31 protein-coding genes and 1 riboswitch are annotated in these 26485 nt (G+C 34.9%); of the genes, 8 read left to right on the forward strand and 23 right to left on the reverse strand.

Annotated features, from left to right (window positions below):
* Positions 1-243: 243 nt before the first annotated feature.
* The 4 genes from H7K77_RS18835 to H7K77_RS18850 form a co-directional block, all read right to left on the reverse strand.
* Positions 244-447, reverse strand: a complete 204-nt coding sequence (locus H7K77_RS18835; protein WP_186580211.1) for a type II toxin-antitoxin system RelE/ParE family toxin — start codon at positions 445-447, stop codon at positions 244-246.
* Positions 448-1127: 680 nt separating this feature from the next.
* The gene (locus tag H7K77_RS18840; RefSeq protein ID WP_186580213.1) at positions 1128-4631 is read right to left on the reverse strand and encodes an AAA domain-containing protein; all 3504 of its coding nucleotides are present in this window, start codon (positions 4629-4631) and stop codon (positions 1128-1130) included.
* Between the two features lie 71 nt (positions 4632-4702).
* Positions 4703-4969, reverse strand: coding sequence for a GNAT family N-acetyltransferase (locus H7K77_RS21850; protein ID WP_186580485.1), 267 nt, complete (start codon positions 4967-4969; stop codon positions 4703-4705).
* A 30-nt stretch (positions 4970-4999) separates the two neighbouring features.
* On the reverse strand, positions 5000-5299 hold the full coding sequence (locus tag H7K77_RS18850) for a hypothetical protein (protein WP_186580215.1): 300 nt from the start codon (positions 5297-5299) through the stop codon (positions 5000-5002).
* Between the two features lie 740 nt (positions 5300-6039).
* On the opposite strand from H7K77_RS18850, the gene H7K77_RS18855 reads away from it, so the two are divergent.
* Entirely contained in the window at positions 6040-6438 is a 399-nt protein-coding gene (locus H7K77_RS18855) for a hypothetical protein (RefSeq protein ID WP_186580217.1), read from the forward strand.
* Positions 6439-6549: 111 nt separating this feature from the next.
* Here H7K77_RS18855 and H7K77_RS18860 read toward each other — a convergent pair whose 3' ends face one another.
* The 13 genes from H7K77_RS18860 to H7K77_RS18920 all read right to left on the reverse strand — a co-directional run bounded on the left by H7K77_RS18860 (position 6550) and on the right by H7K77_RS18920 (position 15715).
* Positions 6550-6696, reverse strand: coding sequence for a hypothetical protein (locus H7K77_RS18860; protein ID WP_186580219.1), 147 nt, complete (start codon positions 6694-6696; stop codon positions 6550-6552).
* Positions 6697-6873: 177 nt separating this feature from the next.
* Entirely contained in the window at positions 6874-7332 is a 459-nt protein-coding gene (locus H7K77_RS18865; protein WP_186580221.1) for a GNAT family N-acetyltransferase, read from the reverse strand.
* Positions 7333-7581: 249 nt separating this feature from the next.
* Entirely contained in the window at positions 7582-8070 is a 489-nt protein-coding gene (locus H7K77_RS18870) for a hypothetical protein (RefSeq protein WP_186580223.1), read from the reverse strand.
* 186 nt (positions 8071-8256) lie between these two features.
* Entirely contained in the window at positions 8257-8559 is a 303-nt protein-coding gene (locus H7K77_RS18875; RefSeq protein WP_186580225.1) for a hypothetical protein, read from the reverse strand.
* A 585-nt stretch (positions 8560-9144) separates the two neighbouring features.
* Positions 9145-9348 carry a superinfection immunity protein gene (locus H7K77_RS18880; protein WP_186580226.1) on the reverse strand — a complete coding sequence of 68 codons (204 nt, stop codon included), beginning with the start codon at positions 9346-9348 and terminating at the stop codon, positions 9145-9147.
* 997 nt (positions 9349-10345) lie between these two features.
* The gene (locus H7K77_RS18885; RefSeq protein ID WP_235989011.1) at positions 10346-10750 is read right to left on the reverse strand and encodes a protein phosphatase 2C domain-containing protein; all 405 of its coding nucleotides are present in this window, start codon (positions 10748-10750) and stop codon (positions 10346-10348) included.
* 72 nt (positions 10751-10822) lie between these two features.
* Complete coding sequence (locus tag H7K77_RS18890; protein ID WP_186580228.1) at positions 10823-11056, reverse strand: hypothetical protein; 234 nt, start codon at positions 11054-11056, stop codon at positions 10823-10825.
* Between the two features lie 114 nt (positions 11057-11170).
* A complete protein-coding gene (locus H7K77_RS18895) occupies positions 11171-11455 on the reverse strand; it encodes a hypothetical protein (protein WP_186580230.1) in 285 nt (94 codons plus the stop codon).
* A 313-nt stretch (positions 11456-11768) separates the two neighbouring features.
* Positions 11769-12029 carry a hypothetical protein gene (locus H7K77_RS18900; protein ID WP_186580232.1) on the reverse strand — a complete coding sequence of 87 codons (261 nt, stop codon included), beginning with the start codon at positions 12027-12029 and terminating at the stop codon, positions 11769-11771.
* 568 nt (positions 12030-12597) lie between these two features.
* On the reverse strand, positions 12598-13053 hold the full coding sequence (locus H7K77_RS18905) for an Lrp/AsnC family transcriptional regulator (protein WP_186580234.1): 456 nt from the start codon (positions 13051-13053) through the stop codon (positions 12598-12600).
* Positions 13054-13543: 490 nt separating this feature from the next.
* Positions 13544-14146 carry a lysozyme inhibitor LprI family protein gene (locus H7K77_RS18910; RefSeq protein WP_186580236.1) on the reverse strand — a complete coding sequence of 201 codons (603 nt, stop codon included), beginning with the start codon at positions 14144-14146 and terminating at the stop codon, positions 13544-13546.
* A 245-nt stretch (positions 14147-14391) separates the two neighbouring features.
* The gene (locus tag H7K77_RS18915; RefSeq protein ID WP_186580238.1) at positions 14392-14694 is read right to left on the reverse strand and encodes a hypothetical protein; all 303 of its coding nucleotides are present in this window, start codon (positions 14692-14694) and stop codon (positions 14392-14394) included.
* 466 nt (positions 14695-15160) lie between these two features.
* Positions 15161-15715 carry a hypothetical protein gene (locus tag H7K77_RS18920; RefSeq protein ID WP_186580240.1) on the reverse strand — a complete coding sequence of 185 codons (555 nt, stop codon included), beginning with the start codon at positions 15713-15715 and terminating at the stop codon, positions 15161-15163.
* A 405-nt stretch (positions 15716-16120) separates the two neighbouring features.
* Positions 16121-16235, forward strand: a riboswitch (TPP riboswitch).
* Between the two features lie 138 nt (positions 16236-16373).
* Between H7K77_RS18920 and thiC the strand changes: the two genes are divergently transcribed.
* Positions 16374-18158 (forward strand): phosphomethylpyrimidine synthase ThiC, encoded by a 1785-nt coding sequence (thiC, locus tag H7K77_RS18925; RefSeq protein ID WP_186580242.1) that lies wholly within the window; start codon positions 16374-16376, stop codon positions 18156-18158.
* 163 nt (positions 18159-18321) lie between these two features.
* On the opposite strand, the gene H7K77_RS18930 is transcribed toward thiC, so the two are convergent.
* Positions 18322-18573, reverse strand: a complete 252-nt coding sequence (locus tag H7K77_RS18930; RefSeq protein WP_186580244.1) for a hypothetical protein — start codon at positions 18571-18573, stop codon at positions 18322-18324.
* Between the two features lie 150 nt (positions 18574-18723).
* On the opposite strand from H7K77_RS18930, the gene H7K77_RS18935 reads away from it, so the two are divergent.
* On the forward strand, positions 18724-19665 hold the full coding sequence (locus tag H7K77_RS18935; RefSeq protein ID WP_328701166.1) for a PD-(D/E)XK nuclease family protein: 942 nt from the start codon (positions 18724-18726) through the stop codon (positions 19663-19665).
* 116 nt (positions 19666-19781) lie between these two features.
* On the forward strand, positions 19782-20072 hold the full coding sequence (locus H7K77_RS18940) for a YrhK family protein (protein WP_222599455.1): 291 nt from the start codon (positions 19782-19784) through the stop codon (positions 20070-20072).
* A gap of 26 nt (positions 20073-20098) precedes the next feature.
* Here the strand turns inward: H7K77_RS18940 and H7K77_RS18945 are convergent, their stop codons facing one another.
* The 5 genes from H7K77_RS18945 to H7K77_RS18965 all read right to left on the reverse strand — a co-directional run bounded on the left by H7K77_RS18945 (position 20099) and on the right by H7K77_RS18965 (position 24925).
* Positions 20099-20446 carry a YxeA family protein gene (locus H7K77_RS18945; protein ID WP_186580248.1) on the reverse strand — a complete coding sequence of 116 codons (348 nt, stop codon included), beginning with the start codon at positions 20444-20446 and terminating at the stop codon, positions 20099-20101.
* 48 nt (positions 20447-20494) lie between these two features.
* Entirely contained in the window at positions 20495-22396 is a 1902-nt protein-coding gene (locus H7K77_RS18950) for an ABC transporter permease (protein ID WP_186580250.1), read from the reverse strand.
* Positions 22371-23135: an ABC transporter ATP-binding protein gene (locus H7K77_RS18955; protein ID WP_186580252.1), complete on the reverse strand. Its 765-nt coding sequence runs from the start codon at positions 23133-23135 to the stop codon at positions 22371-22373. Before H7K77_RS18955 ends, H7K77_RS18950 begins: the two co-directional genes overlap by 26 nt.
* Before the next feature lie 84 nt (positions 23136-23219).
* The gene (locus tag H7K77_RS18960; RefSeq protein ID WP_186580254.1) at positions 23220-24221 is read right to left on the reverse strand and encodes a sensor histidine kinase; all 1002 of its coding nucleotides are present in this window, start codon (positions 24219-24221) and stop codon (positions 23220-23222) included.
* Entirely contained in the window at positions 24218-24925 is a 708-nt protein-coding gene (locus H7K77_RS18965; protein ID WP_186580256.1) for a response regulator transcription factor, read from the reverse strand. Before H7K77_RS18965 ends, H7K77_RS18960 begins: the two co-directional genes overlap by 4 nt.
* Before the next feature lie 233 nt (positions 24926-25158).
* Between H7K77_RS18965 and H7K77_RS18970 the strand changes: the two genes are divergently transcribed.
* From H7K77_RS18970 to H7K77_RS21780, 4 genes are all read left to right on the forward strand, one after another.
* The gene (locus H7K77_RS18970; protein ID WP_186580258.1) at positions 25159-25371 is read left to right on the forward strand and encodes a helix-turn-helix transcriptional regulator; all 213 of its coding nucleotides are present in this window, start codon (positions 25159-25161) and stop codon (positions 25369-25371) included.
* A gap of 15 nt (positions 25372-25386) precedes the next feature.
* Complete coding sequence (locus tag H7K77_RS18975) at positions 25387-25674, forward strand: DUF2178 domain-containing protein (RefSeq protein ID WP_186580260.1); 288 nt, start codon at positions 25387-25389, stop codon at positions 25672-25674.
* A 347-nt stretch (positions 25675-26021) separates the two neighbouring features.
* The gene (locus H7K77_RS21775) at positions 26022-26144 is read left to right on the forward strand and encodes a hypothetical protein (protein ID WP_328701167.1); all 123 of its coding nucleotides are present in this window, start codon (positions 26022-26024) and stop codon (positions 26142-26144) included.
* 65 nt (positions 26145-26209) lie between these two features.
* Positions 26210-26440 carry a GNAT family N-acetyltransferase gene (locus H7K77_RS21780; protein ID WP_328701170.1) on the forward strand — a complete coding sequence of 77 codons (231 nt, stop codon included), beginning with the start codon at positions 26210-26212 and terminating at the stop codon, positions 26438-26440.
* Positions 26441-26485 lie beyond the last annotated feature (45 nt).

Genomic DNA, 26485 nt, shown 5'->3' on the forward strand with positions numbered 1-26485 from the left:
GCCATGTTTTTTACCAGGGGTTGCCACGAATTTCACCATAATAGAACAACGAGTTTACCAATAGAAAATATACAATAAAAAGCCTATTCCTTTTTTATTAGAATAGGCTGAAATTTTTCCGTAGGATTATTTGTATTGAATAGTACACTTTTCTTGTTAAACATAGGCCCCGTTGTATTAATTCACAAACTTAATATTTTTTTATAAAAAAACATCATAGCCATCAATTCAGAGCCATGATGTTTATTGTTTAATATCTTTAAAGTTCCTAGCATTGTGGATGATTCGAACTACTTCTACTGCATCATTATTAATTCTATAAATTATCCTGTAGTTAGATAATACTTTTTCTCTAATCTTTTCATCTTTCAGTTCCGGAACAATACGACCAGAATTAGGGAAAACAGCAGTAGTTTCCATTGCATTCATAATTATTCTTGCAAACATCCATTTGTGACATCAATAAGACGAAAATGAAAAATACCCACTTCCTATAGAATTTATTATTGCTAAATTTCAAGATCTCTTTTCCGCATCTTTAAAAGAGAAAATAAGAACCAACTATCCCATAAATGCTGTCAACAAGAAAAACAAAGAGACTGACCACAGAAAAACAATAAAGCTGACGAGTGTTTTACAAGTCCATATTGGTGATGGGTATCGTCTCCTTTAATTGCCTTAATCAGTTGTAAAACAAATAAATAACCAAATATTAAAAATAATAAGACGAAGAATAAAAGCAATTCCATTAACACCCCTTTCTAAACTCAACTGTTCTTTATGTAATTGATTTTTCCCTTCTTCTAGATAAGTACCCGTTAATTTAAGATCAACACTTCACAACCTCATAAATATCTTACTAAAATCATACCAGAAGATCGCTATAATTTGGTCATTTTTTCCACAAAACAGAAATTGTTTGCTGCACAGTAAGAGTCAAATACGACAAAACGACCACCCCAAAAAGTGATCGTCTTAAATCAATTGAATTGAGTAAACAGTATCGTTGTACTGTCCAGTAATTGTAAACTTTCAAAACATTAATTATGTTAAGAGATTATGTTTCCGCATAACACATGGCACGAGACTTCATTTGGTATGTCTACGTTTGACCATATCGAGAAGTCTTAATTGGTAGCTTTCTTATTACTCTCAGTATATCTACACTTAGGAAACCCTTTACATCCATAAAAAACTCCATACTCACTTTTTCGCTCTATTAGCGGTTTTCCGCATTTCGGGCAGACCTTTGATATGTTTCCCGATAGAATCGCTACCTCGCGCTTCTTTTCCTGTGTTTTAGTTTCCATTTTTTTGACTTCAGCAGTTTGAATTACAGGTTCCAGAACTGACTCTGTATTTTCAAAACATGATAGCATTGTCATCAAATTATCCGATGATATCTCATTATTAACTGTATCGCGTGCAACTTTCACAGGCTTACAACTCCATACTTCCTTGTCTCCTATAATATATAGACGGTATTTAGCTCTTGTGGCCGCTACATTCACAATATTTTTATTTACCCAGTTTGCCGCCTTTACAGATGATTTATCGCAACCAAGTAAGAATATAACCTCATCTGTTCCTTGTCCTTGGAATGTATGAACAGTTCCGATGTTTTTATCTTTTAACCATTTGCTTACACGCGGTTCACGTCTATAGAAATCAGATTTGCGCAGTGCATCAATCATTCCCTTCTTCACGGATGTGAATGGTGTAATAATAAACATTTTTGGTATATCACTACTGTCTTTCTTGAATTTTTCTTCGAGAAGCTTTAGAACAATCTGACCTTGTGAAGGTACATAATGGTTCTTATTGCCGGACTGTTCCTCACCTTTAACATTTATCCAATATGACTTATCCAAGATAAAGGTCTTCACAGCAGTTTCCTTTGGTGGCGCTGTCTGCTGTTTCATAGTGTCATCATAAGAAAGGTGATTTGATATGCTATACATCGGATCTATACAACGTCTATGTACAGTCAGCGGACATCCAACCCACTCCTTTTCTTCATCTTCTCCGAGAAAAGTGCCATAGCTATTAATATTATCAGCAAAGCCTTGTACAGATATTTTTTTGTCCTTATATGGTGTAAGTAAATCAGAGGTAAGAAGATTTTTAATCATGTCTGTTTCTTCCGTTACAACTGGCTCAATTTGCTTAGGATCCCCAACAATTATAGCTCTTCTGCATCGCATCAAAGCTCCAACCGCCATCTGAGGTTGTGCCTGCCCTGCTTCATCCACAATAAGCGTTCCAAGTGTACCCGGACGCTTTATATCACGTAAGAAGGTCTGTGCAGACGCAAATGTAGTTGATATAACCGGGGTAATGAGAAATACATTCTGAATCAATGCTGGGAAGGCATCTATTCTGTCTTTCTCACCCATACGTTCATCACAATCATCATACATATCCCATGCGATCAAAAGATTGATAACATTTTGCCTAAATGATTTAGAAGAAATTACAAATTCCTTATGAAGTTTACAAGCATACAAGAACAGCTTTTCACGTTCCCTGTTGTAATGCTCTGTAAACCAAGGATTTGTAACCTGTGCCAACGTTGATGCCCTTTCATCAAGCGATACATATCCATCCATAAAAGATGAATTAATAGGAGTAAGCTTCTCTGCACCTTCGCTATGTCTGTTTAAAAGATTATGATAGCTAGCAATTTTTGAAAGGCCGTCTTTTTGCTTTTTCAAAACTTCAATCTCAATCTTTTTCTCTGATATCAAATTGTCTCGTGTAGAATCTTTCTTCAATCTTCCGAATAGTCCCCTAGGTCTTGATTCCTCAAGTTTCATTACATATGCATAATTTTCTTTTATTTTTTTATCAAGCTCATCCTCAGAAATATTCTCATTAGTCAATGGCAAAAACTTTGCATAGTCACACAGGATTTCCAACTCTTTCTCAAGTTCTTTCACAATCTTAAGCTGTCTAAGAAAGCATTCTCTTTGCTCTACATATTTCTTTCGATGTTTTTCACGCACATTGTTAAGCTTATAATCCTTAATAAACTTTTTAAGCACAGATACACAGTACTTGTTTATATTAGCACGTTTTCCAAACGGAGCTGATACAAGACCCCAGCAGTCATTTCTATTTAGGAGTTTATTAGCATAGCGCGTGAAATAAATATCACGCACTTCTTTTATTTCACCAGATATCTTTATTTGCTCAATATCTTCTGATTTTTCGACGTCAAACAAATTATGAACTTCATTCAATCCTGACGCCACCGATACATCATCATCTTTTGAAGGTTCAAGACTCTTGAGAATGTCATCACTTTTAGGAAGGTCTGCAGTGATATTTTCAACAGCCGAATTATTACATGATGCCACTAACATTCCATATTGATTGATTTTATCATTCTTCAGCTTAAAATAAGATGGTGCATACTGAAAATATCCCTTACTACCCAACGGTCCCTGTGTAAATGAACACCTCTCATAAGCATCATCCGGATCTGAATGTGCTGCTTCCGCTAAGAGCTCAGCTCTTTTTACTATATTACTAGATACGATTTCTTTGAGAAGTGTTGTCTTTCCGGTGCCAGGAGGACCATTAACAGAAAATACTTCCGTGTGTGCTTTTTCATCTATCGCAAGATTTACTGCCACCTGTTGCATAAGAGCAGGCATGAATTTAGCAGGCCACTTTCCTAGTGGAGCATTTTTGATATTAAGGGTATTGTGAAAGAAATTCATCATCTTCTGACGGTCTTCCTTTGGAGAAATAGATATACAATTTACTGGAGTAATTCCTGCAGTTTTATTATGTGCAGACAAAATATAATTTATCACTTTACGCTCATAATCTGAACCTTCTCCAAATTTACCTGATTTGATTTCATCTATGAGCAAAACGATATCATCCAAAAAAAAGCTTTTTCCTAAACTTGCATAATCTTCTGGATTTTCGTCTTTATCCTTTGCCTCATTATTCTTGTATCTGTCATAGATAAAGAGTCCACTATAATCAGAAGGAAGTTCCGGTGCTATTGTCTTCACATATGAATTATGAATATCTGAAAACACAGAAGGCAATACAGCAAATAACTCCTCTGCTTCCTGAAGCCAACTATCATACTTTTTGGTCTCATCCTCATAATCAATCGAGTTCAAAGAAAATCCATTGACTTTTTTATTCCATACAGAAATAGCCCACAAAAGTGGAGATAGCTGGAAGGAACTCTTCTGATAAATGCCTTCCGTATCAGTTTTAAATGAGAACCATGCAATCTCGCTTTTTTTCGGATAGGCTATGTCTGGCTGTTCATCATGATTCTTCACAAAATTAGCAAGATAATCAACCATGTCATTTCTTTTAATTCTACCAAAAAGGAATGACAAATCTGCCCCCTCGCCAGGAAATCGAGAAAATTTCTCCTTATCGTTCTTTAATTTATCAGAAAGATCAATCGAAGGCTCGTTTAGACTGGTAAATATTGAAATCTTGCCCAAACTACTATCAATCAGTTCACCTCTTGTAATCTTTTTTACTACTTTCTTATTGTCTTCACTCTCTTGTGGAATATCTACTTGATTTAAAAGTTCTATCGTCTTCCAATAATCAAGTATTTCAAGTACTTTCTTCTTCTCTATGTTTGTCATTTCTACTCTCCTAAACTGAAAAAATCACTACTATTACTTACTGTTATGACATTTTTCTTCTGATAATATCTTCATAAGGTGATGAATTTACTTAATTCTGAGGAGGTATTTTTTATAACCACTTCGAACAACTTCCACCCTATTCCTTTCCTGTGATATTTTCCATGTACAAAGAATAATACGATAGTGCTGCCCTCGCTTTTTGTTGCTATGACGCCAATAAGATCTCCATTTTCATATGCTCCATTTATTTCAAGTCCATTTATTGTGCCCTCATTGTTAATAGGCTCTGCTAAATTTGAAAATTGATAATAGAATAAGAAATAAGGAAACTCGATTGGGTTTCCTCAATTTTAATTTTCTATGGTTCACACTGAAACTGTATGTGCATCTTCATCTATCAGATAACAAATGTCATAATCCTGAAATCTAACTCTATGTGCTTTTTCATATATGCTTCTTTCAGTGCTAGGCTTTTCAGTATCGGTTTTTTCAGTATTATTTTCACCATTTGATTTGGTATCGCTTTTCTTTTCTTCTGGAAACGTATTATAAGTAATAGCTACTTCTACGTCATTAGGATACCAATCATCTGGTGAATAATCTTTATCTCCATCAACCGAAACAGATTTAACTTCGCCATCTCCTGTTACCCAACCAGTAATCAAATCATCAAGTTTTTTTGTTTTAATATTCTTGAAACCACTATCCTAAAATTCTTTTACAACATCTTTGTAATCTTTACCTTTTGTGTACTTGAACCTGATGGTGTCTGTGCTTCACCCTTGTGACTTTTCGATTCACCACCATCAGAAAAAGCTAAGTTAATAAAAACAATTAAAGCAATAAAATACCAACAATTCCTAAAATACGAAACTACGTTACTATTGATTATCTAAATAATCTTTTCTGCATGATGCCTGAAAAATTCTAATTTCACTGTTTTTTCCTCTATTTCCATTATATCAAATCAATCAGATTCTCTCTTCAAAATCCTGCTATTGTATCTAAACAGGAAAAATCCATTGACTTTAATGTGAAATTCTACATTTCCCTAAGATTAAAGGGGGTATTTGTAAAAAAGTAAACTATTTAACATTGTTTCAGAAAGTTATCTAAAAATGAAAAGCTTTACTGCACAGTAAGAGTCTACTATGTAAGAAAGAGTTAACCTGCCCCATATGGGAGAGCTTATCATATTGATTACATTTTTTGTTTTCTTATAAATCATACTCAGTCGTAAACACTCTTTCGTTCATTGATGTACTTTTTGTCATTTGGTTGTAAGTGCTATGTTAGAGGTGATAAATTTCAATGGCTGTAATCAGTTAACATGACAAAGAACAATCTGTTCGAAGTTGAAACGAAAAAGGGAGATGTGTCGTCTACTTAAGTGGAGGTGATAGTTTTGAAGAAAGCCGTTCTGTTTATTCTTTCCTCATGTCTCTTATTAGCTTTATTGGCATGTTCTAGCGAGAATAAACAAGTAAGTAATAACGATGAACAAAACGTAGTTCGTAACGAGTTGATCACAGAGGACGAAAACGAACGTGATGTAAGAGAAGTGGTTTATAATCAATTATCATCAGAACAAAAAGAATGGATTGATGGTAATTGGAAGGATGGAAAGGTCTCTAAAATTACCTTGACCAAAAATATGATCACTCAACTTGATGAGAAGTCATACGAAGGAAAAGAAGTCTATATAATCGATTTCCCTACTAAAAGTAAATCAATCCCAAATAACATGATTGTCTATGCAGATGTAAATACTTTTGACTACATCGGAAATGGTCTTGTGGATTAAAATACTTAATAAAATTCATACAAGTAAAAACAATAATATTCCCCATTGAGGCCTTGCATTAAAAATAGCACCCTCTTATTCATTTACTGTTCCAACTAAAATTGAACACAATTATTGAAACATACCGAACAGCCAAACAAACAGGTACGTTGGAATTGCCACGATAATCCCTCCTGCAAGTAAATAACTAATAGACTTTATGATGAATATAATAACATCATAGATTGCCCCTGCTAAGTCATCAACAAATCTCAACACTACTAAAACCTCCCACAACTACTACTATCTATTTTAACATTATTTTCCTATTAAATTAATTACACAGATCAATTTAAAAATGTAAACTCCCTTCATTGAAGAGCTTTAAATGTGCAATCCTCTTACCGAAGCAAAATCATTTTCACCGCACAAATACACATTTCTAGTAAGTAATAATCAACAATTTTGTTTCGATAATTCCCAAACAATCATTGTTTCTATATATCCCACTTTTTTCATACCAAGTTTTTCTAAGACACGAATTGAACCATAATTGTCTTGCATTGTATCAGCTATAACCTTTTTTACTTTAGATGTATTCAAAGCCCATTGAAATAATGCTCCAACAGCTTCCGTAGCATAACCATTATTCCAATATTCTTTAAGAAAACCATAACCAATTTCCACTACTCCGCTTTTATCTGGCTTCCCTTTAAAGCCTATATCACCAATTACTATATCGTCTAATTTACGAACAACCAACCAACTCCCCCAGTTTTGCAAAGAAGGGTCTTTATTTAACTGCTCCAAATAGGTTGAAATTTCAGGTCCATTATCGTAGTTTTGATTCCTAGCAAATTGAACTGTATCTACTGTACAAGGTATAACTTTTAATCTATTAGTTTCAAGTTCCATTAATGTGTCTCCCTTTTATTGAAAAATCACTCCTGTGAATGGAGATGATTCACAAAACATAGAACGATCCCCTTTTTTCGTCTAAGTGTAATTGATCATTATTTTCAGAGTAGTTAAATTAACATTTCTTATTCACTGACCTACGATTTTACTCAATAAGGGCAGTATCTATTGTTCCAGATACGCTCCCTATAGTTGATCAACAACTTCTCCGTCATATTTACTATATTGGTTCTGAATTCGTTTAATCTAAGCCTTTTTTGAAAATTTGAGAAATATAAACTGAAGGAACAAGTAGAACAATATAAAGTTTCCTAAGATTCCTCCCATACTAACATCCCAACGTGTAAATCTTCCAGAGAAGATATTTTGTATAAGAAACTTGGCGCCACTTTCATTATATAAAGTTAAAAATTTAAACGGAAAACCATAGGAATAGGCATATATTGTTGCGTGAAAATGTTCGGGAGTCGAGTCTGGAATTAACAATGACAATAGAACTATAAAAATAACAGAAAGCCAAAAAATTGATTTATTGAAATAATCCTTTCCCCAGCCCTTCTTTCTATATAAAAAAAACATTATAATAAATGTACCAATCGCTGCAGTCCATCCATAATAAGCTTCAGCAATATTACCGATAATTGGATATAAAATAATGTAACTAATTAAGCTTAAAGCTACTTCAAGCACAATAAATATAAAAACAAACCGAAATGATTCTAATATAACTTTCACTTTTTTCTTCCCCTTTTAAAAGATTAGATTAAAAAAGCTATATCCATCTCAACGTATTTGCCTCTCCACCACTATAGGAGCTACCACATTCGACAGTCACTTGTTAAGCTAAATAGTTAAAAACCAACCTACACTTCTGGCCGTAAGTTCCACATTGCGGTAACAGCTTGTGCACTAGAGCAACGGTCACTTTAATATACCACTTAAAAATGGCGGAGAAATAATTAAGACTACGGAACAAATTATTAGTATTTTAGAAACTTTAGGTGAGAGTTTTTTCCTACCTTTACCTTTATACCAACCAGAAAACTGCCATCTATTTCTGTAGCAAATGAAAAGGAATACATAAATCCCAAGATAGGCAGTCCACCCATACCGTTCCATGTTTATACCGAAATCAGAATATAATGTTCCAACCAGATAACCTAAAATACTGCCAAGAAATAAAAATATCAAAATAATTCGAACCAACTCTAATAATACCCGCAAATCAGAGCCCTCCTACCTAAAATAGTTCTACTCATCCAATTTTAACATAATTATCCATTTATTGATTGAGTTATTTGAATAATCTTCTTCAACATAACTCCCTCTCCTCGTTACTTTAGGTTAAGTATTTCACAAGTTCAATCATAGGGATTATGTCAAGAGGGTTTATTATACTAATACCTGCATGTCTGCAAAATTTATTATTACGCTATAATAAGTTAATTGTTTGTGGTATTTAAATAAGGAGGGAGGGGAATAGAGCGACAAAGAGTTTAGCAATGCATTTTATATTTTTTATAGTTTTTTTTATTATTTTACTTGTGAATAATTTTGATTTTAATCATCTTAATAAGACTTTTTGCTTGTTTTATTTCTTATTTGGATTGTTATAACAGTTACCCTATTTTTAAAGAATATAAATCGAGAAAGTAATTAGTTTGAAATTTTTACAATTCCACTTCATCAGTACGAAAAATGGTTGTAGTACCCCCTGTTCCTAAGCAAGGGTAAGCAGGGGGACGGTTCTCTTGCTTCCAGTAACTAAAAAAATTATGAATGAATACCATCGGAGAAAAACTACCTAACTTATATCGTAAGCTTATTCCCTAGTTCTTTTCGGCACGCTAGATATAGTGCTATTAACCAACCAATTAAAGTCCAACCGAAAAATACATTTATAGCTATAATAGAAACCCTATTCCCTTTTTTTCTTTGAATTGCTACAATAGTTGGAATGAAGTGGATTAACCCAAGTAATAGTAACGGAAGTATTCCTAATACTGCCTCCATAATGTTTCACCCCCTCAATTTTCAATCCTAATTTTCTTGAAGCTTCTTTACCATGACAATTACTATAGCTTTCTAAAGTCGAGTCAAGTATACTTCATGAAAGGGAAATTCTGTTTATTACTCTACACTACTATAACTTCAATTGCCTATCACCATTACAAAAACACTAATACTATTTTAGCGAATAACTAATCTTCCTGGAATATTACCTTTTTCCTATTTTATCCAGTCAGTTCATATAGCAACTGCCATTTAGTGAGAAAATAGCATAGGAATTCCTTTACTTTTCTTTTAGTGTAAAGCGTTTAATAAAATTGTGTGCTTATCCTGTTGGAGCACCCATTTGGGACATTAATAAGACAAAAACGAAAAATGCTCCACTCCCAAATGAGATGATTATTGCTAAAGTCGCAATGGAATTTTTTTCTATTTTTTTAGAAATAGCTATAAAACCAAGGATCAAAGAGAGAACAATGGACAATGAAACAAGAAAAAAACCGAAGTCAGGATGGATTCTCATGTCTGCAAAATTTATTATTATACTATAATTAGTAGATGACGAAGAGAGGAATTTTATAAAGTTCGCCAAATTTAAAATGAAGCCTCGATTCCAATGGGGAGCAATAGTGATGAGTTACTCGTAATGTCTGGTATTCCTTGGGGCGCTTTTAAACATTGGTAAATTTAGTTTTTGAACGATTTCTGGCTCTATTACCATCGCTCCCCACCAGTATCCTTATAAAACTTTAATTGCTCTCCACTAAAAGTAATAGGACAAACAAAATTTAGAAGGTAATTTTTGAAAATTACTCTCCATTTTTCATCCCCTATTTAACATGTCTTCTTAAATACTGCCCTTAATGCAATAATGTCTACGTTTCTTGTTCCAGATAAGCACCAGTAAGTGAAATATTATTCATCACTTGGCTTTGTTACAGTTTTTGTTATATTCACTTCCCAAGAAATGATTGTCGTACAATCTCTTACATTATTTTCTTTAATGGTTTGTAGTAATGCAAGCTGTTTCACCTTTTATTTTTTGACAATCAGCTAGAAATTGCTCTTCTTGAAATAAGTTTAGGATTGTTGCTTCAAGTCTTTTTAATGTTTGTTCATATGAAAGGGAAAATAGGATTTGTATTTCCTTTTTATACCTTGAGAATTGTTTTATTACTAACGCAGCACTTTCTGCTGAATTATGTGCATCTAAAATAACAACGAATTCCCAATTTTGCTTATTATCTAGCCATATCAAACACCCATCTTCGTTCTTATACTGTCCTGCACTTGAATTCCCACCATATCGCCCTAGAGATATTTGGTTATAATTTTTGATATTCATATCGTCTACGAAATTTATTAGACTTCCATTCCAACTGAACTCGATAATAGGTTTTTTCATCTGTTAATCATTCTCCAAATATACTTTAATCCGGTTGCATAGTTTAACAACTCAGTAATGATGATATAAAATTTATTTGTTTTTAAACAATAATTCTTCAATAGATTGATAGGCTACCTTTAAAAACAAAAATACTGAAATCAAGAACAAAATACCTAATAAAAACTCATAAAGATATTGAATATAACCACCAATAAATGGGATATCAATTATCAATGGTAAATTCATATTTCCTATCTTATGGATACCAAACACCAATATCAAACTTATAATCATCTTCATTAACAAGTTGTATAAATTATTCAATGCTTTATTTCCCCTTTAGTCTCTTCTTAAATAAATCTACCCGATAGTCTACCAGCGACTGGGTGTTACACACACAACCTTTAGTCAAACAGTTTATTCTGAACATCTGGAAAGTTATCCAGTTGGAGCACCCATTTGGGACATTAATAAGACAAAAACGAAAAATGCTCCACTCCCAAATGAGATGATTATTGCTAAAGTCGCAATGGAATTTTTTTCTGTTTTTTTAGAAATAGCTATAAAACCAAGGATCAAAGAGAGAACAATGGACAATGAAACAAGAAAAAAACCGAAGTCAGGATGGATTCTTATTAGTCCATATAACAATGCAAAGAAAAATGGCATTGAAAAAACACTCAAAAATAATGACCAGTAGCTTATCCAAGTGAACTTTTTCAATTCAATCACTCCTCAAAAAAATTAACTACTCTGCTACGTCACTTTAAAATCAACACTTCACACCTTAATAAATCTCCATACTTAAATCATACCAGAAGATACAGAGAAATTATTCATTTTTTTCCAAATTTACGGAGATTATTGTTAGCGTATTATAGGTCAAATACAACAAGACCATCACCCTAAAAGTGATAGTCTTTAACGAATGAATGGTATATAGTTACTAGTAGTTTTGTACTTCTAAGCAAATCCTTTATTTATTATTAGGTGTTCATGCTCAAAAAAAGCAACCCGTTAGTTCAGCAATCTTTCCTTATGCTTCACCCATTCCGAAACCAAGTAAAAGAAGATATCCTATGATGATAAGTGCAATAACATTAAGCAATAATAATACCCATTTACTAACACCCTTTTTACCTTTTATCGCAAAAATGGCTCCTAGTAATGGGAATAAGAACATGGAGATAATTGCTATTTTACCTAATGATTCAAAAGAAAAACCATTTATCATCAAAGAAAACAATACAATAAATATTCCTAAACAAATGGTTGAAAGAACATTGTAATTTTTCAATTTAACTCCTCCTCATTTATATCTATTTAACACGAAACTTTTTAATTACTTCCTTAACTCTTCAGCCCTTTAGTCAAGATCTTTTGCATTATCAATTTTAACATAATATTCCAGAAACCTTTAAAATCCAAAAGAAAAAGACCGCATTTTTGACGATCCTATTTTCGATCCTATAATTTAAGTATTATGTTACACAAACTAAAGTTATAAGAAAATCCAGCCTATCAATAAAAACTGAATTCTCTTCTCATGTTATTAATTTTTAGTGCCATGTTTACCTGTTTTTCCACTCAAGTAATCAACATCATATAGGATATTGTCAACCCTTTTAGATATAAAATGTAATGCACCTTCCCCATCATTTTGTGGACATTGTACGTTTTTCCAATTATCCAATTCTTTAATAGATCTCCGGTTTCGATGATAAAATCGAGAGTCTCTTCAGGAGTAACTTTAACTCTGTATTCTAGTTTTCTATACCTGGCAAAGGATAATTTACACTTGTTTACAGGTTTAGCACCTTACTAGACCAATAGTTACGAAAGATGAACCGACAATCTGTATTTCATTAAGGTTCATGTTGTATCGTGGCAGTCAACGGATGATGTTGTTTTATTTCCTGTATGGATAGATTTAAACTATAATTCCCATGTTCTAGAAGTTTATCAAGAAATAGATTCAATTGCTCTTGGGATTTAACTTTTATTTTCAAATGGTAACAACCTTTCCCTGATACTCGGTGACCTTCAACTACCTCATTCCGTTCTTTAACAAAACGAATAAACGAATCATGATTAGCTGTTTTCATATGAATAATTACAAACGCTGTATAAGGCAGCCCTAATTTCATTTCATCGATGATTAGGGAGAAGGCTTTAATCACACCACTTTCCTCAAGTTTTTTAATACGATTCCCTACTGCTTGTCCCGTCATATGAATTTGTACACCTAAGTCTTTCCATTGAATACGTGATTTTTCTGTTAGCAACTGAAGTATTTGAAAATCAATGTTATCAAGTTCCATAATAAATTCCTTTCATCATGAAATTATTTGATATAAAAGTGTTTCATCAAGGTATCGATAAAAATTAAGATATCATTTATCATTTTATTATATTAAATTTTTTGATGAGGTGAAAAGAATGAGCACAGCTTTAATCATTATAGATATTCAGAATGACTATTTTCCAAATATAAAACAGGACCTCCAGTTTTATGGAAATCCTGTTTTGTAATTTTATTGCGATTCCTCTTTATATGCTGCCGATTTTGGTTAATTTGTGAAAGATTACACTTAAGACTGTAGGAAAGCGTTTGTTTAACAAGAACATTCGTGTATTCACCTAATTGGCAGTTATATGCAATAAGCAGTAACATGATTTTCTACTTTTATGAAATCACAAAAAGGGGCTTATCCTTCTTGTAGATAAGCTCCCGTATCTTTGAGTACAACATTTCACATTTTTCTAATTCTCAACATCTGTTTTGAAAGCTGTCTAGTCAGAGATGAAAATTCACATATATTCCTCAACTAATTCATAGCACCTTTCTTTTGTAAGATTTGCTAGCACAATCACATATTCTAAGTGTTCCTGAGTACCGCCTTTGTATTCCAATGATGCTTCCAATGCACTATTATCTCTATAATCTATCCAATTCCGTTGTTCTTCTCTCAATTGTTCCATCTCTTCTGGAGGGAGCTGCTCTTCTAAAACTCCATAAATTTCATTCAGTAATCCATCCCATATTTCCAATCTATCGTTTGCCACTTTTTTCTCAGCGTAAGTCGATGGGTCTGTTGCTTTTAAATCTTCCGTTTCTTTATTGGTATCATTTAATTTTTTGAGATATTCATTTTTTAAACTCGCTTCCGCATTATCATCCTTTGCATTTGTACTACTATTTTCAGATGCGGTATCATCTGAATCCTGCTGTACGGACTCCTCTGGCTCACTTTGGGACGTACCTTCATTTGCTTTGGGTGAATCTATATCTTCTTTTATTGCTTTTGTAACAGAATCGTTTTCTGAGGAAATAGTTGTGGGTTCGTCGGATGTATTTCCACATCCTACTAGCATAAATATAGCAATATATAAACAAAGAATCTTTATTGACATCTTCACTCTTAAAATCATTCCCATCATTATAGTAAAAAATTTAAGATTTTCAGGTAGTATTTATCACAATTCGTTAGCAATTATAACATTAAGCTACCTCTTTATTTGAACAAAGGGCGACTGCTTGTTCCGCAAATGCACCCGTTTGTTTAGGTACATCACTTCACAAACTCGTGCATTTTTATACGTGTCCCTTGTTTTCCAAAGAGAATACTTAGATATCGTTATCCAAGCATTCTCTTTAATTAACTTTTCCTGATTGCATTTTTCTTACGTTGTCGTTCTATAAGTATAGGTGCTATATTTAGTAAGATAGAAACAATTGTCAAAAACCAAAATGCCCTTGCCATACCAGGTATTACATCCGATAAAGCCGCCCAATCTTCTGCTTCTACCCACCGAGTTAGATAACTGTAATCCGCACAAATTGTTAATGCTGTAAATGATAACCCCATCGCCATCGCAAGCTTATAATCCTTGCCTGCTTTATACATATAAAGGTTTATTATAGTTGCTACGATTGCAATAACCCCAAAAATTACCCACATTACTATTCCTCCATATACTTTTATATTAAGATGAATGTTTATCTAAAATATATATTAATTCTTCCGTTATCCTATTTTGAAATCCAACTGGATGGATGAGGGACAGCATTCGTTTTTTTGTTTTACGCAGTATGAGTCTACCATACGTAAAAGAAGATGAAGAGAATTGAAACTCCCATGTTATAGGTAGTTCCAAATTAACATTCGCTCAAAACATACTTCGACAAAAATTGTAAAATTCCTCCAACAAAAAATAAAGAGGTATCCGTATTTTTTTTGGTACATCGTTTTGAATTGATCTGACCTTTAATTGACAGCTTTTTACGCAAACACACTAGATTGTTATATTCTATGTATGATTGCACAGTATCGTTGTACTGTGCAGCAAATGGCTTTGTGTATTAGTTGCTCTTGTTCAACACATGGCAATATTCATAAAAAAGTGGATACAGCCTTGGGGACGTTACTAAAATTGTTTTATAAAATCGTCAATCCATTTTATATCCGTAGAAAAATCTTTATTTACTTCAACCCAATGTTGAAAGAATTTTGCTTTATCCTTTTCCCATTTAGGATACGCTTCTTTAAATCTGTTGATAAATAATGAATTTCCAGCAAGGATTGCGTGATCTTCATGAGATAATTGTAATCCCCATTCTCCGTGTGGTGAATAGAGAGAATTCTCGACCACAAAAGGAATAGATTGATAGCCTTCATAGTCAATATTACTCTCTACAACCCAATGTTGTGGTGCCAACTCAGAGTTAAAGTCCTGCGAGAGGTTAAAACTATCCCCTTCCGACTCAGACCCGAAAAATGTTCCCTGTCCAAAATATTCGATTGTTTTCATAAGGGCATCAAACTGATTTTTGTTAAGATAGTACCCGTTAGTTGGGAATATAAGCACTTTTTCGTTAAGGATTTCTTGAAATGGATAACCAAATGGGTCTGATTTAATAAATACTTTATGGAAGGCATCCTTTAACCGGGATATGCCTTCGACGCTTTGTAATCTTTGCATTTTCATCCCACTTTCCCTAAAGAAACTTTATTTTTCTAACACCTTTTATGCCTTTTATATTTATGGTAGGAGGTCCGGCACTGGATTTATGTGATGCTTAAAAGTAAGACAAATACCTTGATATAGATTATAAACTAAATTAAACCATATGAAACAAAACCTTCCAATTCAAAGTTATTGAAAGGTAATTTGGCGTGTTTATAACATTGTTATTATTTACATGTATTTCAACTTAAAAGGAAGATACCGGACCTTTTCAACAACCTCTTTTTCAACTTCTTCATCAATCATTGTACTGTGCATCGGTCTAGCAAAAAGTAATTTACCTTTTAGTTGGACATCATTTATTTTTTTACAAAACCTTGTATTTTTTGGAAATTAATGTATAGTTAATACAAACAGAATAGATATAACTAGGGGAGTCCAATAAGTTGGGCTGAGAAAGAAACACGTTGAAGTTTCTTGACTCTTTGGACCTGATCTGGATCATACCAGCGTGGGGAAGTTAGAAATATCATCATTATTGAATAAAACTTCTACATACAAAGCCGGTCCATCCTTTTATGGATCTGGCTTTTTTATGTCTTCTTATTGTATTACCCACTTGATATGTTCTTGGTCTTGTCCCTTATTATTTTGAAAGGGAGAGATTTATCTAATGTCAACATCCACACTAAACGAAAAAAACATTTCCATCATGTCTAGCTTTTCAGGGAGTAAAAAAGTATATGTAGAAGGTTCTAGACCGGACATTAAAGTACCGATGCGCGAAATCGAGTTAAGTCCGACTACAGGCACCTTTGGTGAAGAAGAGAATCCACCAGTCCGTGTCTATGATACTAGCGGACCCTATACAGATTCTAATTATTCGGTTGATATTACAAAAGGGCTTCCTAGACTTAGAAGCAAATGGATACAGGAAAGAAATGATGTTGAAGAATATGAAGGTCGAGGAATAAAGCCCGAAGATAATGGATATAAAGATGAAAATGATTCACGTGCCAAACATAACGTATTTCCCGATTTAAAAAGAAAACTATTACGTGCAAAAAAAGGGAAGAATGTCACACAACTTCATTATGCTAAAAAGGGAATTATCACTCCCGAAATGGAGTTTATCGCAATAAGGGAAAATGTGAAACCTGAATTTGTTCGTGATGAAGTAGCAAGAGGACGAGCAATTATCCCTGCTAATATAAACCATCCAGAGACAGAACCTATGATCATAGGACGAAATTTTCATGTGAAAATTAATGCGAACATTGGGAATTCTGCCGTTTCATCTTCCATTGAACAAGAGGTTGAAAAAATGATCTGGGCAACACGCTGGGGTGCTGATAATATTATGGATCTTTCAACAGGGAAAAATATTCATACAACACGTGATTGGATTATTCGAAATTCTGCTGTCCCTGTAGGTACTGTTCCTATTTATCAAGCACTTGAAAAAGTAAATGGCGTTGCAGAGGATCTAACTTGGGAAATATACCGTGATACATTAATTGAACAAGCCGAACAAGGGGTAGATTACTTCACTATTCATGCCGGTGTTCTTTTAAGATATGTACCGTTAACAGCAAAACGTTTAACAGGTATTGTATCCAGAGGCGGATCTATCATGGCACAATGGTGTCTCTATCATCATAAAGAAAGCTTTTTATACACTCATTTTGAAGAAATCTGTGAAATTATGAAAACTTATGATGTATCATTTTCTTTAGGAGATGGATTACGCCCTGGATCGATTGCAGATGCAAATGATGAAGCTCAATTTGCAGAGTTAGAAACTCTTGGAGAACTAACAAAGATTGCTTTAGAACATGATGTACAGGTTATGGTTGAAGGTCCCGGACACGTTCCAATGCATCTTATTAAAGAAAATATGGATAAACAACTAGAAGTGTGTCAAGAAGCACCTTTCTATACACTTGGGCCACTGACCACTGATATTGCCCCTGGATATGATCACATTACATCGGCTATTGGAGCTGCCATGATTGGTTGGTATGGTACTGCTATGCTTTGTTATGTTACGCCAAAAGAACACTTAGGTTTACCAAATAGAGATGATGTACGAGTAGGTGTTATAACATATAAAATCGCTGCACATGCTGCCGATTTAGCAAAGGGACATCCTGGAGCCCACAAAAGAGACGATGCCTTATCAAAAGCTCGATTTGAATTCCGTTGGAGAGATCAGTTTAATTTATCTTTAGATCCAGAACGTGCATTAGAATTTCACGATGAAACACTACCTGCAGAAGGGGCAAAAACAGCACATTTCTGTTCCATGTGTGGACCAAAATTTTGCAGCATGAGGATCTCTCAGGATATACGTAATTACGCTAAAGAAAACAAGCTGGATACAAAGGAAGCCATTGAAAAAGGAATGAAAGAAAAAGCTAACGAATTTAAAGATGCTGGAAGTAAATTATATCAGTAATTCCCTATCACATAGCGGTCCCGTGGGTACACTTATATGATCTACTGGAGAGGATATTGGTCCTCTCCTTCTTCCCACTCTCATAGATAACAAAAATCCGCTCCAAATTTTTCTGTATGTTTAAAAAGTCCTACTAATTAGTTAAGTTATTCTTAAGCGTTTATTACGCCATAAGTAAATGACGATCTCCTGATTCCACCTTACTACCACCAAAACAAAATAAGGGCTGCAACTTCGACAACTCCTCGTTCCACTTTCTCCCCATTACTACAATATTTAAAAGGTATTCTATTAAAGGAGATTCTTGCTTATTAAAGAATTTCTTATAGATCACTAGAGCTGTAAGTACAATTAGAACAGCTACCATAAATTGAAAAACTACACCCGCAATCAATTGGAAATTGTCGATTGTCATAATTCACTTCTCCCCCTAGTTAACTCAACCAGGTTCTTTTCTTTAATTATATGCCTCTTTCAGTAGCACTTGTTTATTGGTGGGAATGATTTTATTCGTGAAGTCTAGTAGAATGAACCTATCAGTCAAACAAGTAACAATGACAACGAGGTGATCACACTGTTTGAAGTAAGGACGTACCCTGAGTTTTCTTGGTCGCTGTCTCGTCATAAGACACTACTGAATTGCACGCGTAAGTATTATTATGATTATTACGCCAGTCACAACGGCTGGTTATATGACTCTTCTGCACTGGCGAAGGATGCTTATCGCTTAAAAAAACTAACAACATTAGAAATGTTCTTTGGCCAAGCTTTACACAACATTATCCATAATGTTATTAAAAACTATTTATCTAGTGGAACTATTCCCACTGAAAAAGAATTAATAGACAAGCTGCGCTATCTGCTAAATTTGGCCTTTATCGACTCTACCCAACGGAAAACCTTTTGGACAGCAAAACCAAAGCACTATACGATGTTTCATGAAATCTATTACGGTGGCTCACTTCCGCCTGAGAAAGTAAAGGATATTCAGAATCGATTAGCTGTATGTGTTACTAACTTTTTAAAGAGCAAAACCTTCCAGGACTTAACAAGCAGTAAACAGATGCGCTTTATTGAATCAGAACGATTTCGTACGATGGACTTAGATGGAACGAAAGTATTCATTGTGATGGACTTTGTCTATCGCGATATCGATAACGGAAAATGGATTATTGTAGATTGGAAGACAGGTAAAGAATCAGATGATGATAAGAGCCAGCTTGCCCTTTATGCGCTTTACTTACAAAAAGCCTACAAGGTTCAATCATTAGATGAGATTGAGATTCGAAATGAATATTTACTTACCGGTACAAACAGAAGCCATAGTCTAACCAAACAGGACCTTGATAGAGTGCAAGAGTTATCGGGGATGAGTGTACAGGAGATGCTTCGTTTTCTGGAAGATGATGAGAAAAATAAACCATTAGCTCTCCAAGCTTTCCCTAAGAATGAACACCCTAAGAAATGCAGTAGATGTAACTTTAGTGAATTGTGTGAGATGTATTGATGCATGGGGACGGTTCTTTTGCTTGCGCTTTTCTAAAAAGAAGCAAGAGAACCGTCCCTCTGCTTCTACGTTTTCTTCCCTTCCATAATGGGAATACTGTCAACGAGGTGAATTTCGTGGACAAATTCAAAATAGATAATTACCCCAATCATATTGATCTACAAATTGGTCAGCACGAGATTATTATTAACGAACGCTATGAATTCTTCTATAACCTAAACGATGTTTTTATTGCCCTATGCTTTCTAGTAGGTAGTATTCTTTTTCTATGGAATTCCTTGGAGGTCTATGCAATCTGGCTGTTCATTATAGGAAGTGCTCTGTTTTTAATTAGGCCTTTATTACAATTCACTAGAAGATTCCATTTAAAAAAGGTTCAAACAAAAAAAGACTTCCATTCATCATGAATGGAAGCCTTAGTCTACCTTTCAACTTACATATCGAACTTTGCTTTTACATCCGCAGGCAATGCTTCTGCCTGAACTTCTTCCCAACCTTTTACAAAGGCTCCTTTTGCGGTTATCTTTAAAAAGGCATGTTCCTTTAAATCTTTTCCTGCACTAAATGCTAACTCTGTTTTTTCCCCATCTTCATCGTAGCCAGTTAAATCGTAGTAATACCTTCCCTCATCTACAACAGGATCTTCATTGATTTGAACATAAACATTTCCCACATTAAGGAAAGGATTCATACGATCTTTTTCTCCTTTTGGAACAATCACAAAAAAGCTAACAAAGAGAACTACCACAACCATAATAATAATTCCTACTGACTTTTTCATTATTCCATCTCCCTTTTCTCCATTTAACTAACACTTAATCTATCTTCTTTAAAAGACCATTCTCTTTACTTGCTTCACATAGAAAAACCGGACAATTAAGAAGTAAATCACCTGAATCAAAGCAAAACTTCCTAATACAAGGGAAGATTCTACTGTTAAATTGTAATGAAACATACGGGACAAAGCAGTAAGCGCTACAGCACCATGAATTAATGCAACAACAATTGGTGCGAAAAATAGAAGGGCCACTTGGCGGTTCACTACCTTATTCAACTCAGTCTCTGTTAATCCGATTTTGGCGATCGAACGGAACTTGCGCTTTTCTTCATCTAAATCAGTAAATAAGCGGAAATAGAGAAAGCTTCCAGCAGAGACAAAGAAGACAATGCCAATAAATAAACCGATAAATAACATTGGTCCGAACGCTTTATTAATTTCATAGATGCTATAATCAATTGCGAACGTCTTATGCTGTAAATTTTTCTCTAAATCAAATTTTCTTCCAGCTTCAATGACCTGATCTGTTTGTCCTTTCTCCGCTTGCCATACAACACTATGATCACTTCTTACTGGTGAACTAAGTTGTTTAAAATTCTTGTCATTTACCACATAATACCCGTTCATCGAGGTTAATACTTTCGTTTCGACCACCTGATTAGGAACAATTTCTTGATCTCCTTCTAACGGAATACGTAGTTTCATCAGCTTTTCACTAGCCTTTGGTCCAGAGGAAATGATGGCACCACTCTGCTCTACTATAATTGCTTCCTTGTCATCTGGGTGAAGCTCCTTTTCCTCAATTAATGCCGCAAAACGATTATAATCGGAAGCTTTCACTATGAGAACTGTCTCGCTTTGTTCTGTTGTCGTAAAATAATTTAACTCCATCGCTTCCATCTTTGCATCAATACTTTCCCCTTGCAAGATAGAATTGATCTCATTTATATCTTCTTGTACAACTGCTTCACTGTCCTTTAGATACGGATTATACGTAATAGTGAATGCATTTATTTGTTTCATTTCTTTCGTTAAGTAAGATTGAAACCCATACAAGGAGCCAATTGCACTAAAAGCAACCGTAGAGATGATAGCTACCATGAAAAAGGTTCTAGCATTATCTTTCATTCGAAAGGAAAGATCAGAAAACAGTAGCATATTCGTTTTCCGCCAGAAAACCGATTTATTCTTTTTCAAAAGACGGATAACATATACACTTAATTGGGTAAATAACAGATATGTTCCTAGTGTGACAACGATAATTACTGGGATCATTGCAAAGACAACCGTTGCCCCCTTAACATAAAGAGCCGTACCATATCCTCCGATTAGTAGGAGTGCCGCTAGAATAGATAAAAGAACAGAAGCTTTCGGTTCTCCTTTCGACTGTTTATCCCCTTTGATTAAATCGACCAGCTTATTCGTGCGCAATATAAACGAAACAAAAATCGAGATACAGAAAAATAGCAAGATAAAGCTTAAAAACGTTACAACAATCGCTACTGTTGGAAAGTAAAAATTAAGTGATTCATCAATGATTAATACATTCTCTGCAACGAGGAGAATGGCTTTTGCGAATACCAAGCCAGCAAGAATTCCACTGACTGTAGAAAAAAAGCCTATGATGATATTTTCCAAAAACACCATCAGCCGAATTTGCTTACTGGAGGCACCAAGCATCATTAATAAGCCAAACTCTTTTTTCCTCGACTGTAAAAAAGAACTCATCGAGTATAGGATAAAAAAGAACGAGAACAAATAAATGATTCCACCAGCAATTCCCATACCTAATAGTACGTTGTTATTGATCTCCCCCTCTAAAAACGCAGGGTGAAAGGCGAAGATAGCAAAGGTGAAGAAAACCATTACCGTGAATAGGCTACTAAGGAAGTAGGCCATATACAATCGTTTGTTGCGCAACACATTGTTAAACGCGAACTGACGAAAAGTCACTGCCATCTCCTCCCATCAATGAAAGCATATCAATGATTTTCTGGAAAAAAGCTTGTCTACTCTCGCCACGATGAATTTCAGAATGAAGCTTACCATCCCGGATAAAAACAACGCGATCAGAGTAGCTTGCCGCCTGTGGATCATGTGTAACCATTAACAGACTCGTTTTTTCCTCCTCATTAATAGATACGAGCATTTTCATGACATCCTTTGATGCCTTTGAATCGAGGTTTCCAGTTGGTTCATCGGCCAACAGTAGTCTAGGCTCATGAATCATTGCCCTAGCAATCGCTACCCGCTGCGCCTGTCCTCCAGATATTTCGTACGTTCGCTTGTTCATAATCGATGCGATACCAAGGTTCTCCGCTATTTTCTGTGCTTTTTCCTTCATTTCACGCACACGTGTACCATCTAATGTTAGTGGTAGCACGATATTTTCTTCGACCGTCAATGTATGCAGTAAATTGAAATCCTGAAAAATAAAGCCTAGTTCGTTTCGGCGAAATTTAGCTAAATCATTTTTCTTCAGCTTATGTGGATCCTTGCCATCAATTAATACCTCCCCGGAAGTCGGGGCATCGTTAGTGGAAATAATATTTAGTAATGTCGTTTTCCCACTTCCAGAAGGGCCCATAATCGCGACAAATTCACCTTTTTCTATTTCAAGATTAATATCTGTAAGCGCTCGATAAGCTACTTTACCTTCATAAACCTTACTCACCTTTGTCAGTTTAAGCATAACCCTTTCTCCTCTCTTACAACTTATAGCCAAAGTATAGCCTAAGCTCTTGCATGTAAACTATCGATTATGCTTTCAGTAATCTTACATCGATGTAAGGTTTTGTGTTTTTGAAAAAATGATACGGATCGTGGTACCCTCTCCGACAGCTGAATCCAATTCAAGACGGTGCTCTAGCCTGTCAGCGACCTCCTTTACCAAATAAAGTCCCATACCAGTTGATTCCCGATATTTCCTGCCATTTTCCCCGGTATAAAACTTACGAAAAACCCGCTTCTGATCGACAATAGGGATACCAACGCCATAATCTTTCACTTCCAGCACCGCCTCCGCTTCCCTTTCATAAATAGAGATATCCAGTTGCTTTGTTTTTCCAGTAGAATAGTTAACGGCATTTTGGACTAACTGGGTGAAGAGGAAGAAAAGCCACTTCTCATCCGTCTCGACCGTTATTTTCTCGTTTTCTTCGTTTAATTTTGGATACACTTCATTCCGTATGTAAAAACGCTTATTTTCCTGGTTCACGTCATGTACCAGCTTGGAAAGGGTGACTGGCTTAATTTGAAAATCTTCTGTAATCGTACGGAGTCTTGCCATATAGAGGACGGTATTCAAGCCATTTCGCATCCGGTCCGTTTCTTCACGGATGCTGGACGATTCTGGTTCATCGAGTGTTTGTGCAGTTAGTTCAATAACAGAAAGTGGTGTCTTCATTTGATGCACCCAACGATCCATAAATAACAAATGCTCATCCTGTCGTTCTTCTGCTTTTTGGAGTTCATTTTGATACAAACGATACTGGTTCATTAACAACTCGTCGAGCGCTTCGGAAATAGGAGTATGATCGGTAATCTTAAGTGATTCATCCAACGTTTTTATTGGGTTCTGTAATCTTTCGTAAAAATTTTTTCTACTTCTATATCGATAAATAAGAAATCCGGTTAACAGCACTACCGATAGAAAAAAAGCGTACATACTAACCCCTATCCCGCGGTAACCATCTAACCAGAAAAGAAGCGGAGCTATTACACATTGGCAGAGCTGGATTACAATCAGCAACAGATGCTCACGAATAAATAATCTCATGCTTCCCCTTCTTTCCATGTAATACGCAAGCGATAGCCTGCCCCTCGAACTGTCTCAACAGCATGCTCAATTCCTAGCTCTTGAAACTTATTGCGAACGCGAGTTATATTAACGTTCAACGTATTTTCATCGACATACGCTTGATCATCCCAAAGCTTCTCCAATAAATCCTGCCGACCAGCAACGCGTGGATAACGCTCCAGCAAGCTTTCGATAATATCCGTTTCTTTCTTCGTTAATTGCGCCACTTTATCGTTAAATCTCAGCTCTAATCGCTCCGGATACAAGCTAAGGCCCTCTTGGGTGATGACCCTTTCCTCATGCTTAACCGCTGCATATTCTCCATATGCCCGTCGCAGCTGGCTTCGGATTTTAGCCATCACAATATCGGGATGAAATGGCTTCGTAATAAAATCATCGCCACCATTTTCTAACGCCATCACTTGATCCATCTCACCTGTCCGTGCCGAAATAAAAATCACTGGACTAATCGACTCTTTACGAATTTGCCGACACCAATAATACCCATCATAGCTAGGTAGATTAATATCTAGTAACAGCAAATTAGGCTGCACATCACGAAACGTACCCATGATATTTTCAAAATCAGTCGCAATTATCGCTTCATACCCATACTTTTCTATATACGCACGCAAATACTCTGCAATCTTCTTATCATCTTCCACAATCATAATTTTTTCCACATTTGGACTCTCCCATCCAATAGTTACTTCCAATTAAATCTAACATAAGTATCCCAAATGTGGTATTAGAGGTGCAAGGGGACGGTTCTTTTGCTTACAAAAAAGAACCGTCTCCCTGCTTCAAGTGTTGACATGTCGTTAAAAATAAATTACATTTAGTTAAAAATATATTGCATTTAGTTAAAAATAAGTTACAATTAAAACATAGTCATTAAGGAATGGATGGTGAACAAATGAATAAAAATGGCGAATTATTCAACAACATTCCTGTTCTTAGAGCTGAAAAGAAGTGGTCACAACAAGAATTGGCTAATAAAGTGGGAGTTACTAGGCAAACTATTGCATCCATTGAGGCTAATCGATACAATCCTTCGTTAATTTTAGCGTTTGAAATCGCTTCTGCTTTTGGCAGAGAGATCCAAGAAGTTTTTCAATATAAATTATGAAATGGAGGTACTACTATGCTCAACTTGATAGGTATGTTTATTTCTTTGTTAGGAATTGTTACGTTTGGTTTTGTCATTCGTTTTATGAAACAAGAAGGGAATGATGAAAGAGGTGATAAAATACTAGGAAGAGCAGGGATGCATGGACTTGTCTCCTTCTTGCTCGGCTACAATATAATCTTCCTCATAAATGCTGTTAACGTATTAAACGGAATACAATACACCTTTGCATTAACTTGTCTACTAGCCCTGGTCCTTATTACTTATAGTGGAACCATTCTCTTCCTAAGAAATAAATACTGAATCTAGGATTAAGAAACTCCGATACCGTGATGAACACAACACCATAAATAATTATGAATAACAAATAGAATGCTTGGATTTTATTTATCCAAGCATTCTGTTTGTTATTCTTTTTATTATACTAAGCTTCCGTTTGTGACCGCTGAGAGAGATTTTGCACAGTTTTTGCTTGATGAAATGAAACACTTTTTTCCAGTTAAGGACTCCCCTTTTTATGGATGGTCACGTAAAATGTATATATACTAATCATTTATGCATTTTAACGATGTTGTGCTTGTTCCACTATCGGGCAGAATTATTAAATAAGAAAAGATTATATGTAATAGTTTTTAAGGAGGAGTTTTATTATGGTAATAGATTTAAAAGATAACAAACAGGCACTTTTTAGACCATATGAGGAAAAAGACTTTGACAAAGTACAAGATTTAAATAAAGAAGAAAAATGGACTAATTTAGTTGAAAACACTTAAATACAAAGGAAGCATGGAAAAATTCAAATGTAGCGTATGTTATTGAAACAGAGAGTGATGATGTAATTGGCTATATAAGAGGCTTTACTGATAGCCGAATAAGCCTATTCATTTGTGAATTGCTAATTGCCAAAAATCATAGGGGATTAGGATTAGGAAAAGAACTTCTTTGCTATGTACATAATCTATACCCGAGTACAAGGCTTGAATTACTTGCAAATAGTTCATCTCGTTCATTTTATGAAGCACTCGGTTTTCGTGCCTTTTATGGATTTAGGAAATCAAGTCAAGAATAAGATGTTTTTCTTATTGAACAAACGGGGGGCATTAGCTAAACAGAG

The organism is Aquibacillus kalidii, assembly GCF_014280935.1.
GTDB lineage: Bacteria > Bacillota > Bacilli > Bacillales > Amphibacillaceae > Aquibacillus_D > Aquibacillus_D kalidii.